We start from the raw sequence: 13,642 nt of genomic DNA, 5'->3' as shown, positions 1-13,642 counted from the left end.
GTCCTCCGCTCGTGACAGCCGCTCCAGCGCCAGCGCACCGCGCGCCCCGTAGCGGCATAGCCGTTCCAGTCCCTGCCTGTCGTTCTCGTGAAGGTGCGTGTTGGCGTGCAGGGAGAAGCCCTCCATGCTCAGTTGCTCTGAAGCGCTGGGTCCAAATTCCGGCCACTTGCTGGCATGGCGGTTTTGCGGCCTTTTCAGACACTCGTCGAAATCGTGCCTCTTCGAAAACGCGGTTCCTGTGGATCGCGATTCGAAGCGCTGGAGGGGTGATCCTCGTCTGCTATTGCCAGGCTCCATCAGCTGGCTCGCATCGCCCGCACGACGATCTGGAGCACGGCGGGATGGAGCGGGAACGCGAACCGACCGCGAGCATAGGAAGGACAGGAGCCCGCTTGGGCGTAGCGGGCGGGAGCAGAGCGGGAGGTGAGGGACGCTGACGGGGAGCCCATGAGCCGCACGCCGAGCCGGCGCATAAGCCTTTCATCTCCAGCAGACACACGCCTGCCCAGCCCTGCCGCTTTCCCTGGAGGGGCTCGGCAGGTGCCTGGCTCTCTTAGCCCTGGCGGCTTGAGCTCTCTCACTCCGCACCCGGCGGCGCGACCCGGCATCGGCTCGCTGCCGGGCTCCTGGGCGCCCCCGACGTCTATTCGGTGATGAGCCTCCAGAGGTTGCCCACCGTCACCCCGGCCGGCACGCCCGCGAACGACTGGGTGTCCACGTGGTGCGAGATCGCGTTGATGAGGGAGACGCTGCTCGAGCCCGGGTTGGCGACGCGCACCTGCAGGCCATCGGGGTCGACAGCGATGGAGAACGGGTATTGTCCGACGTCGACCGTATCGACGACCCGGAGGGAGTTGTCGATGATGGACACGGTGTTGCTGCTGATATTGGTGACGTAGGCCCTGGCCCCGCCCGGGCCGATGGCGATCGCCAGAGGGAGGCCGCCGATCGGGACGGTATCGACCCTCCCCGATTTGACGTCGATCACCGACACGCTGCCGCTCCCGGTGTTGCTGACCCAGACCCGTCCGGAGCTCCGATCCGTGGCCACCCCGAACGGCAGGTTTTCCACCGGGATGGAGCCGGTCACCCTCTTCTTCGTGGAGTCGTACACGGAGACGGTGCCGGAAAAGAAGTTGGTGACGTAGACGAACTCGCCGTCGGCGGCCACGGCCACGCCGACCGGGGTATCGCCCACCGCGAAATCTTGGGTCGAGAAGGTCCGGGTGTCGATCACCGTCAGGGAGTCCTGGCCGCTGTTGGCGACGTAGACGGTGGTGCTGTCGGGGGAGACCGCGATGCCCACCGGTCGAGGTCCGGCCCCGGTCCCGACGGGAATGGTGCGGAGCACGGTTCTGGTGAGGAGATCGATGACCGACACGTCACCCGAGTCATGGTTGGCCACATAAGCCCGGCGGCAATCGGGGGCCAGCGCCACGCAGATCGGAGCGGTGCCGACCGGGAGGGTGCCGGCACCGAAAGGGCCGGACATCCACAGCCGGTCGGCCCCGGAGAGTGCGACGAGCGCCTCGACCTGATGGTCCGAGGCGAGGGGGGCGCCGAAGGCGATGGCCTCGATACCATCGACCCGGCTGGCGGCCTTCAGGTCCACCTCGGCGGTCACCGTGTTGGTCACCGTGTCGATCTCGTGGACGTGGCCGAGGAAGGGGAGGGCGGCGTAGACGAACCGGTTGTCGGGAGTGGCGGCCAGACAGTTCGGCCTGCTGCGAAGCTTGATACTGCCGGTCGCCGTATTGGTGGCGACGTCGATCACGTCCACCGTGGACGAGTCGAAGCAAGCGACGTAGACACGCTTGCCGTCGGGCGTCACGGTCAGGCGGACCGGAGCTCGGCTCACCGGGATGGTGGTCAGGATGGTGTTGGAGCTGGTGTCGATGACCGATACCGTGTCATTGCGACCGTTAGCGGTGTAGATGCGATCGCCGGCGGGGGTGATCGCCAACATCGAGGGAATGGTGCCGAGATCGATGCTCGCCGCTGTGAGCGCCTTCTTGGCGATGTCGAGCACCCGCACCATGGTGGTGGCGCGGTCGTAGAGATAAAGGTACTTGCCGTCGACCGTCAGCACGAACCCGATGGATCCGTCGAAGAAGAGAGTGGACAGGACCCCGGTGGCCCGGTCGAAAGCCATGATCCCGCTGAGGGTGGCGAGATAGATGGTGCCCCCGTCGGGAGAGAGGGCGATGTCCTCCGGGAAATTGCCGGAGCCGAGGGGGAAACTGGCCACGACGCGGGGCACGGCCCGCGTGTCGACCTCGTACAACACGTTAGCGTTAAGGGTTTCTCCTCCGACGATGAAAAACGCAGCGCTGCGGAAGCTGGCGACGACGCACCCTTCCCCGTTGCCCGTTCCCAGGTTGGTCACCAGGGCGCGCTTCTTGGGATCGAAGACGGCGACAGCGTCGCCGCTGTCCTGGACGCCGAGCGCCACATACCCGTAGACGGGCGGCGGCGAGAGGATAGCAGGCTCGAGAGGCGTGGAGTTCTCCTGTGCGCGGTCACTCCGGTGCGGTGTAAACAATAAAAGAGACCTGAGGAGGGCGGCACGCTCCTCGGCGGAGAGGCTGGCGCGGAACGCGGGGTCCTTCCAGGCTCGGACAATCAACTCTTTCTTCATGGCATCCTCCTGGTAAATGCCTGTCCTGGGGAATCGGCGCAGGCTCCCGGTGAGAGTCCGCGGATGGCAGGGGTGACGCGCCGAGCGCGCTACTGGCCGGCCCTCCATCCGAGCTCACCGGCCGTCCCAGTGAAGGCATGGGCCACGGACATAAGGCACCAGCCAGTGTCAGCTGGGCATCATGAACAATGGCTACCGCCATTGCCTCGCGGACAGTTCGAGCGCGGAGGCCGCTTCACGAGAGAGGCGCGGCTCAGGGCCCTGGAACATAGGCGGAATGGGAGCCCTGTTGCGGGCGAGGGCCGGGGTAGGTGGTCAGCGTATAGGCGGGATAGAGGGCATGTTGAGGGTGAGGGCTGGAGCGGAAGGGCCGAGGAGGGCCGCGGACGGGGGCCGCCCGAGCAGTGCGCCAGGCGGGTGGAGAAGCCGCGCAGCCCCTTGGGGAACACGCCGGCCCTGGCCTCCCTCCCATGAGGAGGAGCATAGGAAGGACAGGAGCCCTCTTGGGCGTGGCGGGCGGGAGCAGAGCGGGAGGTGAGGGAGGCTGACGGGGAGCCCATGAGCCGCACCCCGAGCCGGCGCACAAGCCTTTCATCTCCAGCAGACACACCCCTGCCCAGCCCAGCCGCTTTCCCTGGAGGGGCGCGGCAGGTGCCTGGCTCTCTTGGATGGCTGTGGCGGCTTGCGCTTCAACACCACGCTCTCTGGGGCGGCCCTCGCTCAGGGGCCTGGTGCGCACTCGCCGGGGGCAACCCCACCTGCTCGGCGACGCCGCCCACCTCATGCTTCCGTCGGGCGAAGGCGCCAATCTCGCCATGTACGACGGCGCCGAACTCGGCAGGGCCATCGCCGCGCACCCCGATGATGTCGAGGCCGCGCTCGCGGAGTACGAGAAAGCCCTGTTCCCCCGCAGCGCCGCGGTCGCCATCGAAGGTGAGCTCCTCCACGAGGCCCTCAACGGCGACGACGCACCCCGAGGCTTCCTCAACCTGCTCACTGGACATGAGCAGACCTGAGGGGGCTGCTCGGGCGACGAATTCGAGAGTGCACTTCTGGCGCTGGCGCCGCGACGATACGCTGGCGTAGGCCCGGTCCAAACAACACCCGAGCCAAGAGGACACCTTGGTCTACGACGTGATCATCGCAGGGGCCGGCCCGGTCGGCCTGTTCCTGGCCTGCGAGCTGCGGCTCGCGAAGCTCTCCGTGCTGGTGCTTGAACAATTGGAGGAGCCGCACTCACCCCTGAAGCGGTTCCCGTTTGGAAGGCGAGGACTCTGGGGCCCAAGCATCGAAGCCTTCTACCGGCGCGGACTGCTGGAACGAATTGAGCCGCAACGTCGTGCCGACGATGGTGCCGCTGACCAGCCGAGACCTGGCTCAATGGCGTCCGGCTCACAGCGCCGCGGGCCGGCCGGCCACTTCGCGGGCATCCCGTTCGACTACAGCAACGTCGATTCGTCGCGGTGGACGTACCGACTCCCGAGCCCGGCCAACACCCAATTGGGGATCGAAACGGAGCATCTCGAGCGCGTCCTCGCCGCTCACGCACTCTCCGTCGGAGTCGAGATCCAGCGCGGCCAGGGTGTCGAAGGCTTCGAGGCTTCGAACGATGAAGTCACCGTCCGTGCCGGCGAGCAACGCATTCGCGCGCGTTGGCTCGTGGGTTGCGACGGCGGCCGCAGCACAGTACGCAAACAAGGTGGCTTCGAGTTCGAAGGTACCGAGCCTGAGTTCACGGGGTATTCGGTCCACGTCGAAATCGCCGACCCGGAGAAACTCCGCCCGGGCCGTCATTACACGCCGACCGGTATGTACACTCAAGGGCAGCCAGGGGTGATCGCGATGGTCGACTTTGACGGCGGCGCATTCCATCGCACCCAACCGGTCACGTGCGAGCACGTGCAAGCGGTCCTCCGGCGCGTGTCCTGCACTGACGTGACCCTCAAGGCGTTGAACGTCGCCACGACATGGACCGACCGCTCGCAGCAAGCAACGACCTACCGCAAGGGACGGGTGCTGCTGGCGGGCGACGCCGCGCACATTCATTCACCGTTAGGCGGACAAGGCTTGAACCTCGGACTTGGAGACGCAATGAACCTCGGGTGGAAGCTTGCTGCAACCATCCGAGGCGATGCCCCCGAGGGCTTACTCGACAGCTACACCACGGAGCGGCATCCGATCGGGGCGCGCATCCTCGATTGGTCGCGGGCCCAGGTCGCGCTGATGCGACCCAACCGACATTCCCGCGCGCTCGAAGCCATCCTCCGCGACCTGCTCGATACGCGCGAGGGTGCGACCTACTTCGCTGAACGTCTCTGGGGTGTGTCCCTCCGTTACGACCTCGGCGGTGAACACCCGTTGGTGGGCCGCAGCTGCCCGGACTTCGAGCTCGAGGACGGAACGAGGCTCGGCACATTGCTCCGAGATGGGAACGGTTTGCTGTTGGACTTCGGCCGGCTGGCGTCGCTCCAAGCGCTTGATGGCCTTTGGGGCGACCAGGTCAGGTACGTGGCTGGCGATGCCAAGGAGCGCCTTGGACTGAGCGCGCTGCTCGTGCGTCCTGATGGGTTCGTTGCATGGGCGAGCGATGCGACTCCCAGCCCCGAGGAAGTCACACGAGCCGCGGCGAAGTGGTTCGTGAGCCGCGAACATCACGCCATCAGTCGCTGACAAGAAGCCGTTCCTCGACTGGCCCATGCCCCAACTCCACGCCGGAGCATAGGAAGGACAGGAGCCCTCTTGGGCGTAGCGGGCGGGAGCAGAGCGAGAGGAGAGGGAGGCTGACGGGGAGCCCATGAGCCGCACGCCGAGCCGGCGCAGAAGCCTTTCATCTCCAGCAGACACACGCCTGGACGTCCTCTCGCGCAAGAGGTTGGCCCTCGCGGTGCGGCATTCGCCATCCACGGGCCCGAGCGCTGCGACCTGCAGGGGTTGGCGCATGAGCGCGTCGAGTCGCCTGGCTTCCATCCAGTCCACCCAAAACAATTCAGTATCAGAAATGGCTGTTTACATTGAAATAACAGGGAGGCCCTTCCTCTCAGAAGTGCAACTGGGATACAGACAGGTCCGCCGTACCTCCAGGAGGGAGTCCATGAGCGCAAGGAATCACGCCGTGTCCTCTGTCGTCAGGTCCATCTGGTTGGTGTGCGTGGTGGTGGCGGGGTTGAGCTGTGGGGGTGGGGAGCCGCTCCCGGACGCGCTGGAGCCGGGCGCGCCGAGCGAGGTTGCGGCGGAGGGGGTGGGGACGCAGCAGTGGCGACTGGCGGTCCAGGACACGCTCGCCGTGTATCACCACAACCTGGTGCTGAAGTCGGACGGAACGGTGTGGGCCTGGGGCACCAATTACGGGGGAGAGCTGGGGGATGGGACAACCACCCACCGGACGACACCCGCGCCGGTGCCGGGCCTCACCGGCGTGACGGCGGTGGAGGTGGGCAGCAACCACTCGATGGCGCGGAGGGCGGACGGCACCGTGTGGGTTTGGGGCTACAACACCTATGGACAGCTGGGAGATGGGACGACCAGCAGCCGCCTGTCGCCCATTCAGGTGCCGGGCCTCACGGGGGTGATGGCCGTCTCGGGGAGCTACCTGCACTCGCTGGCGCTCAAGGCGGACGGCACCGTCTGGGCTTGGGGGAGAAACGAGGGCGGCCAGCTCGGGGATGGGACGACCACCCAGCGGCTGACGCCCACGCGGGTGTCGGGACTCTCGCAGGTGACGGCCGTATCGGGAGGCTACCTCTTCTCCGTGGCGCTCAGGGCGGACGGCACCGTCTGGGCCTGGGGTGACAACACGTACGGGCAGCTGGGGAATGGGACGACCACGAGCCGGCTCACGCCCGCGCAGGTGCCGGGCCTCACCAACGTGGTGTTCCTGAGGGCGGGGCACTCCCACGTCTTCGCGGTGCGGTCGGATGGCACTGCCTGGGCCTGGGGTGACAACTGGTTCGGCGTGCTCGGGATGGGGGATGAGACGATGGCGCGCCGGCTGACACCCACGCAGATTCCCGGCCTCACCGGTGTCGCGTTCATGGACTCGGGTGAGAACTACTCCATGGCCTTGAAGACGGACGGCACGGTCTGGGCCTGGGGCAACGGCAGCTATGGGCTGATGGGGGACGAGATGGGCGGCACCCGGTTCTCACCCACGCAGGTGCCGGGGCTCACCGGCGTGGCGGCCCTGGGCGTGGGGCGCTACCACGCGCTGGCGTTCAAGTCGGACGGCACCGCATGGGCCTGGGGGCGTCACGACTCGTACGAGTACGGCACCTTCCCCCAGGCCGACACGGTGTACCCCACCATCACCCAGTTCACCGGCAGCCAGCAGCCCGCGGGCGGGACGTATCACTCGCTGGTGTTGAAGACGGACGGCACCGTCTGGGGGTCGGGGAACAACAACAGCGGGCAGCTTGGAGACGGGACGCTGGGGCGTCAGGTGTCTCCCTCGCAGGTGTCCGGGCTCACGGCGGTCACCGCCGTCTCGACGGGGGCGTCGCACTCGTTGGCGGTGAGGACGGACGGCACTGTCTGGGCCTGGGGTGACAACGCGCAGGGCCAGTTGGGGAATGGGACGACTCTCGCGAGCCTGGTTCCCCTCCAGGTTCCCGGCCTCACCGGCGTGACGGCCGTGGGGGCGGGCAATGGCTTCTCGCTGGCATTGAAGGCGGACGGCACGCTCTGGGGCTGGGGGCGCAACACCGAGGGGCAGGTGGGAGATGGAACGGGCCTCTCCCGATTGACGCCCGTCCAGGTGGTGGGCCTCACCGAGGTGAAGGCCGTGGCGACGTTCGCGGGAGCCAGCCATGTGCTGGCGCTGAAGACGGATGGCACCGTGTGGTCCTGGGGCGCCAACTCACAGGGCCAGTTGGGGAGTGGGACGACCACCCAGCGGCTGGCGCCGGGCCGCTTGAACCTCACGGGGATGGTGGCGGTGGCGGTGGGCTTCAACCACTCGCTGGCGGTGAAGACGGGGGGCACGGTGTGGTCCTGGGGCCTCAACACCAATGGCCAGTTGGGAGACGGGACGGTGACCCGGCGGCTGCTGCCGGTTCAGGCGCTGGGCGTCACGGGAGCGACGTCCCTGGCGGCGGGCTACTACCACTCGCTGGCCCTGATTTCGGATGGCACCCTCTCGGCCTGGGGCAACAACGTCTGGGGCCAGCTGGGAGATCCCACGGGGGCCGGCCACGTGACGGCGTTCAAGGTCCCAGGCTTCACCGGCGTGGCGGCAGTGTCCGCGGGCTACTACCACTCGCTGGCGCTGCGGACGAACGGCACCGTCTACGCGTGGGGCTACAACCTCTACGGACAGTTCGGAAACGGCAGGTCGGGGTTCTCTCCGACGCCCGTTCAGCTGTGGTGAGGTGAGGCATCGGGAGTCCTGACGTTCGGCGCCCGGGCAGGGCAGGCACTGCTGCCCGGGCGGCGACGCCGGCTTACGGGTGGTGGAGCCCTGCGTGCCCAGCCCAGCCGCCTTCCCAGGAGGGGCGCGGCAGGTGCCTGGCTCTCTTGGCAGGCTGTGGCGGCTTGAGCTTCAACACCACGAGCTCTGGGGCGGCTCTCGCTCAGGGGGCAGGTGCGCACTCGCCGTGGGCAACCCCAGGTGCTCCACAATCGCTCTCACCCCTCCTGCTCCCTTCACGTACGCCAAGAGCCGCCGCCTGCCTCCACACCTCAAGCACGCGAACACATCCAGGGCGAACGTCCTGCGCAGCAGCCCGGCCTGGTCCAATCGGGGTGTGTGCTCCTTCCTCGGCTCCTCCACCGTCGCGGCAATGGCGGGGCTCTCCTCCTCCTGCCCCGGCTCCGCCCCATCTTGAGGGAGCCGACCCGCTTCCTCGGCGCGCCCTGATCTCATGCAGGGCAAAAATCGCGTGAGCTTGATCGTGGTTCCGGCCGAGCCGGCCGAAGAACTCTCAGCGGCCCTCACAAGGGCCGCCTGATTGATCGGCATTGCGTCTAGCTCTGCGTGGTGAGCGCGCGGTCGTACCAGTCGCGGCCGGCGAGCAGCTTTACGTGCGTGCTCTCGCCGTCCTTCACGATGCCCATCCGCTTCGAGCCGAGCGAGACCTCCGCCACGGTGCGCAGGCTCTTCTTCGCCATCGTCGCGTTGCCGCGCACGTCCGCCCGGCCCACCCGCGCCTGCAGATTGCGCATCTCCACCAGCGACCGGCCGAGGCTCACGTCCGCCGAGGCAGTCACGTTGTTCGGGGTGATGAGCCCCTTCACGATTCGAGGCACCGGGAGCTCGTCCACCATCGCGCGGAACAGGGGCTTCGCGTTGTCGAACCGCGCCTGAACCTTGCCGCGGAAGATCTCCTTGCGATGTGCATCGACGGTCCCGCCGGGGAGGACGATCGCCCCGCTCCACGGCGCGTTGGCGACCTGCGCCTTCTCGATCACCATCTGCGAGAACGCGAGCTGGGTCTTTCCGACGGTCATCCGCTGAAGCTTGCCGTCGACCTTCTCGATGCGCACGTCGGCGGTGACCACGCCGTGCATGGTACGGTCCTCGTGCTTCACCGACAGCTTTGACGTCTCGAGGTGGATCGAGCCGGACGCGATGCGGTCCTGCGCGTTGACCTGGAGGTGCGCGCTGAGCACGCCGCTGCCAGAGAGTACTTCGATGCCCAGCGGTTCAGGGCTCAGCGCGTTCAACGCCCGGAGATCGCGGACGCGCGCGCTCGGCAGGTCCAGCTTCGCCTTCGTCGGCAGGCCGAGCGTGCGCACGCGGGTGCCCTTCGACTTCGCGGTGACCGTCGCCGCCATCGCCACCACCGAAAGCGAACCAAAGCGGCGCGCGGTGGCCCGAACGTTGCGGGCGCGCAGGGACCAGTCCATCTGCTCATCGCCCTTCACCTGGAACGACACCTCCGCCTGACCGCGCACGGCGATCGGACCAAACTCGGACTCGATGTCGGGAACGCGGGCGGTGAGCGCGGTGCCTTCGGCGAGCACGCCGCGGACCATCGCCAGGTCGGCCTTGAAGCTCGGGCAACCGGTGGACACGCTGCCGGCGTCGACCTCGGGAGACGCGCCACGCAGTCGGCCCTTCACGCTCAGCTGATCCAGCACCGCCGCGTCGCGCACTTCGCGCGGGTTGAACCGGTCCAGCGAGGCCTCCAGTCGGCCGGTGAGCGCCTGCGCGATCTTCGAGCCGCGGTGCTCCAGGGTGCCGTCGGTGAATTCCAGCGCGGCGGAGCCCACCTCGACGTGACGGTCGAAGCGCATCCCGAAGCGGCCGGTGGCGCTCGACGCGCCTTCGAAACGCTCGCCGTCCACCCAGATCTCCGTCGCGGAGGCGTGGACGTCATTCATCGCCACGGTCCACGGGTGCTCGAGCGGCGGGTCGAACGGAAAGCGGTCGTCCTCGCGAAGGGGCTGGGGCCCGAGACCCGGGATGGGCGGGAAGGAATTCGCCGGGAGCTGGGCCAGCTCCTCGGGGGTGTGGCGGGTGCGCAGGCGGAACTTCACGCCGTCGGCGTCTACCCGGCGGGCGTGGAAGCTGCGGGTGAAGAGCGGCGCGATCTCCACGTGCACCGTGGCCGTGGCGGCCTCCAGCGACCACTGCGTCCAGCGATCCTCCACGCGCATGCGGAAGTCGCGCACGTGAATGGTGCCGGGGATCAGTGTCCACGCCTTGAACGAAATTGCGATCGGCTCGCGCTTGTCGATCGCCTGGGGAGCAAGCCGAAGAGCGACGTTGGCGCCGATGATCCAGCCGCCCCAGACGACCCCCACGAGGGAAAGCAACGCGAGGAGGAGGTGTCGGAGTCGTCTAGGCATGCGACGAGCGAAACGAATCCGGGCGGGCCACGATTCCGCGCCTGTTTGCCTGGGCGTATAGGCGGGATAGAGGGCATGTTGAGGGAGAGGGCTGGAGCGGAGGGGCCGAGGAGGGCCGCGGACGGGGGCCGCCCGAGCAGTGCGCCAGGCGGGTGGAGAAGCCGCGCAGCCCCTTGGGGAACACGCCGGCCCTGGCCGCCCTCCCATGAGGAGCGCGGCAGGGGCCTGGCACTCTTGGCCCTGGCGGCTTGAGCTTCAACACCACGCGGACTGGGGGGGCCCGCGCGCCGGGGCCAGGCTCGCACCTGCCGTGGGCAGGCCCAGGTGCTCCAGAATCGCTCGCCCCCCGCCCGCCTCGTTCACGACGGCATCGACACACTGCCACGGGTCCTCCACCCTTAATTGAGCGCGTGACCGTCACGTTGCCGGCTCACCCTCTCAAGGGAGTGAAGCTGCCGGTCGCCCGGTTCATTCGCAGCCAGGACGGCCGACGTTACGTCGACGTGGAGCATCCTCCCGGACAGTACATGCGTAACTGCTCGCCGGACCCCGTCGTGACGAGAGGGGCAGTGGCGTGAGACGTCCAGGCAATAAACCTGGAGGTGCACGTGGAGAAGGAGTTGGAGCAGTTCCGGCAGGAGGCGCAGAGGCTGAGGGCAGGAAGAGCGAAGGGCTCGGGCCCCTTCCCCGAGCCACTGAGAGCGTTCGCGGTGCGCTACCTGGCACAGGAGATGGAGAAGGGAGAGACGCTGAAGGCGGTGGTGGAGAGGCTGGGAGTGTCGGAGCCGACGTTGCAGGCGTGGAGACGGGGGCAGACGCCCGGCAGCAAGAAGGTGCAGAGCAGTGAGCCGAAGGCCGCGCCGTTGATGCCCGTGGTGGTGCGCCCGCCGAAGGCGCATGCGGCCTCGCCAGTGGCGACTACCTTCGCGGTAGTGTCGCCGCAGGGCTGGAGAGTGGAGGGACTGGGCCTGGAGGAAGCGGCGCAGTTGCTGCGGAGGCTGGCGTGCTGACGCTCACGCGGGCGGTGCGCGTGTTCGCCAGTGCGGTGCCCGTGGACATGCGCAAGGGCTTCGACGGGCTGAGCGCCCTGGTGGAGCAGCAGTTGGGAGGACAGCTCCTCAAGGGCGACGTCTTCCTCTTCGTCGGGCGGTGCCGGCGGCGCGCCAAGGTGCTGTACTTCGACGGCACGGGGCTGGTGCTACTCACCAAACGCCTCTTCAAGGGACGTTTCGCCAGGCCCTGGGTACAGCAGGGAGAGCCGAGTGTGGAGCTGACGGTGGCCGAGCTGTCGCTATTCCTGGAGGGCTGCGAGCTTGCCGGGCGCTGGAAGCTGTCGCCCCCCGCCTTCGAGGAGAAAGAGCTTGCGGTGGCGCCCGTCGTGTAGCACTACCGCGGAAGTATGGTTCGCCTTGAGCACGTAACAGACTTGGAGACGGCGAAGCAGATGGCCGCGCTGCTGGAGGCGGAGAATGCGCGGCTGCACCAGCGCCTGGAAGTCCTCGTCGCGGAGAATGCCCGGCTCAAAGGCGAGGATGCCCCGCAGCGGCTGCAGCTGGAGCTCAACCAGCTCAAGGAGCAGCTGGCGCTCATGCAGCAACGCCTCTTCGGCGCCTCCAGCGAGAAGCGCAAGCCTGCCACGCAGACGCCGGTGCCGGAGAGCGCACGCAAGCAGCGCGGACACGGGCCGAGAGCCCAGCCGCAGCTGCCCGTGCAGGAGGTGGTGCTGCCCCTAGACGAGGCCGACAAGGTGTGCGGCCTGTGCGGCGGGGCGTTGAAGGAGTGGACGGGACAGACGGAGGACAGCCAGGAGGTGAGCGTGGTGGAGCGCCACTTCGTCCTCAAGCTCTACCGGCGGCAGAAGTACCGCTGTCCCTGCGGGTGCGCGCCCGTCACCGCGCCGGCCCCGCCGCGCCTCATTGAGGGTGGCCGCTATTCGGTGGACTTCGCCGTGCACGTCGCCCTGCAAAAGTATGGCTTCCACCTGCCGCTGGCGCGCCAGGAGCGCATGTTTGAGCGCGAGGGCCTGGTGGTGGACAGCCAGACTCTGTGGGACCAGCTCAACGCACTGGCCCACCACCTGCAGCCCAGTTACGAGGCGCTGCCCGCCGTCGTCTTCTCCTCCCCGCTCATCCACGCGGACGAGACGCACTGGTACATGCTGAACAAGGGCCCGGGGAAGAAGTGGTACGCGTGGACGGTGGCCTGTACGGACGCGGTGTACCACCGGATTCTGCCCAGCCGCTCCGGTGCCACCGCCAAGCTGGTGCTGGGTGACTACGCGGGCGTCGTCATGGTGGATGGCTACGCCGCCTACCAGACGGCGACGAAGCCCGGAGCGGACGGGCCAGCCTCCTGCTCCCTGGTGTTTTGCTGGGCCCACGTGCGACGCAAATTCGTGGAGGCTGAGAGCGTGGCCCCCGCGTGCGCCGAGGTGCTGTCTCTCATGGGCCAGCTGTATGCCATTGAGGCAGACCTACCGGACCCGCACGTACTGCAGGGGGAGCAACAGGCCGCGGCGCTCGCGCAACGGCTCACGGTGCGACAGGAGAAGTCCGCTCCGCTGGTGGCCGCCATCCGCGAGTGGGCGCTCGCTCAGCGCTCGCTGCCGGGCAGCGCTCTGCGCAAGGCGCTCGAGTACATGCTGGGGCTGTGGAACGGATTGACTGTCTTCCTCTCCAATGCCTGGGTGCCGCTGGACAACAACCTGGTGGAGCGGCAGCTGCGCGACATGGTGGTGGGTCGCAAGAATCACTACGGCTCCAAGTCGCTGCGCGGTACCGAGGTGGCGGCCCTCTTCTACTCGCTCATTGAGACGGCCCGCCTGCGCGGTGAGGACCCGGGGCGCTACCTGCTGCGCGCCGCGCTTGCCGCCATCGAGAATCCCGGCACCGTCACGCTCCCGTCCAGCTCTGACTGACACCGCGCGCCTTGCGTCGATGCCTGGCGGGCTCATCCCCGCCCCGTCCAGACGGGGCGCGGCGAGCTGTTACGTACATGCGATTGCCGCTCGAGTGGACGGACCGCTCCCCACCCCTCGTTCCGCCGAGCGTCGGTGGTCGTGCGGTCCGCCTCTCCGTCCCCGCTCTGCTCGAGCTTGCCAGCGCAGTGCAGGTGGCGCTCGGTCGCACCCATGGCCCGTCTGCCACGCCCCTGGCCCAGGGTGGACCTACGTTGACACATGCCAACGTGTCCTTCCCAGAAATCCGGCCCGCCGTGGGC

Annotated in this window: 9 protein-coding genes; 6 read left to right on the top strand and 3 right to left on the bottom strand. The window is 67.9% G+C overall.

The genetic code is table 11. From position 1 onward, the window contains the following. Window positions 1–126 (bottom strand): transposase (locus tag DAT35_RS57345; protein ID WP_233262319.1); only part of this gene is annotated, 126 nt, incomplete at its 3' end. A gap of 517 nt (window positions 127–643) precedes the next feature. Beyond that, window positions 644–2,638, bottom strand: coding sequence for a mersacidin/lichenicidin family type 2 lantibiotic (locus tag DAT35_RS61715; RefSeq protein WP_158502470.1), 1,995 nt, complete (start codon window positions 2,636–2,638; stop codon window positions 644–646). A 668-nt stretch (window positions 2,639–3,306) separates the two neighbouring features. Here DAT35_RS61715 and DAT35_RS62270 point away from each other — a divergent pair. From DAT35_RS62270 to DAT35_RS57325, 3 genes are all read left to right on the top strand, one after another. Further along, window positions 3,307–3,654, top strand: coding sequence for an FAD-dependent monooxygenase (locus tag DAT35_RS62270; protein ID WP_108077918.1), 348 nt, complete (start codon window positions 3,307–3,309; stop codon window positions 3,652–3,654). Window positions 3,655–3,760: 106 nt separating this feature from the next. Beyond that, a complete protein-coding gene (locus tag DAT35_RS57330) occupies window positions 3,761–5,308 on the top strand; it encodes an FAD-dependent monooxygenase (protein WP_108077917.1) in 1,548 nt (515 codons plus the stop codon). A gap of 421 nt (window positions 5,309–5,729) precedes the next feature. Further along, on the top strand, window positions 5,730–8,000 hold the full coding sequence (locus tag DAT35_RS57325) for an RCC1 domain-containing protein (RefSeq protein WP_108077916.1): 2,271 nt from the start codon (window positions 5,730–5,732) through the stop codon (window positions 7,998–8,000). 596 nt (window positions 8,001–8,596) lie between these two features. Here DAT35_RS57325 and DAT35_RS57315 read toward each other — a convergent pair. Continuing rightward, a complete protein-coding gene (locus tag DAT35_RS57315) occupies window positions 8,597–10,423 on the bottom strand; it encodes a hypothetical protein (RefSeq protein ID WP_199243327.1) in 1,827 nt (608 codons plus the stop codon). Window positions 10,424–11,031: 608 nt separating this feature from the next. Between DAT35_RS57315 and DAT35_RS57300 the strand changes: the two genes are divergently transcribed. The 3 genes from DAT35_RS57300 to DAT35_RS57290 are packed head-to-tail and all read left to right on the top strand — an operon-like array spanning window position 11,032 to window position 13,340. Then, window positions 11,032–11,433: a transposase gene (locus DAT35_RS57300; RefSeq protein ID WP_108077913.1), complete on the top strand. Its 402-nt coding sequence runs from the start codon at window positions 11,032–11,034 to the stop codon at window positions 11,431–11,433. Continuing rightward, the gene (gene tnpB / locus DAT35_RS57295; protein ID WP_108077912.1) at window positions 11,427–11,807 is read left to right on the top strand and encodes an IS66 family insertion sequence element accessory protein TnpB; all 381 of its coding nucleotides are present in this window, start codon (window positions 11,427–11,429) and stop codon (window positions 11,805–11,807) included. Before DAT35_RS57300 ends, tnpB begins: the two co-directional genes overlap by 7 nt. Before the next feature lie 42 nt (window positions 11,808–11,849). Then, the gene (locus DAT35_RS57290) at window positions 11,850–13,340 is read left to right on the top strand and encodes an IS66 family transposase (protein WP_158502468.1); all 1,491 of its coding nucleotides are present in this window, start codon (window positions 11,850–11,852) and stop codon (window positions 13,338–13,340) included. Window positions 13,341–13,642: the final 302 nt, after the last annotated feature.

It is taken from the genome of Vitiosangium sp. GDMCC 1.1324 (assembly GCF_003044305.1).
Lineage (GTDB): Bacteria > Myxococcota > Myxococcia > Myxococcales > Myxococcaceae > Archangium.
The sequence above is the reverse complement of the archived record's forward strand: the minus strand, read 5'-3'. Positions and strand labels throughout refer to the sequence as shown.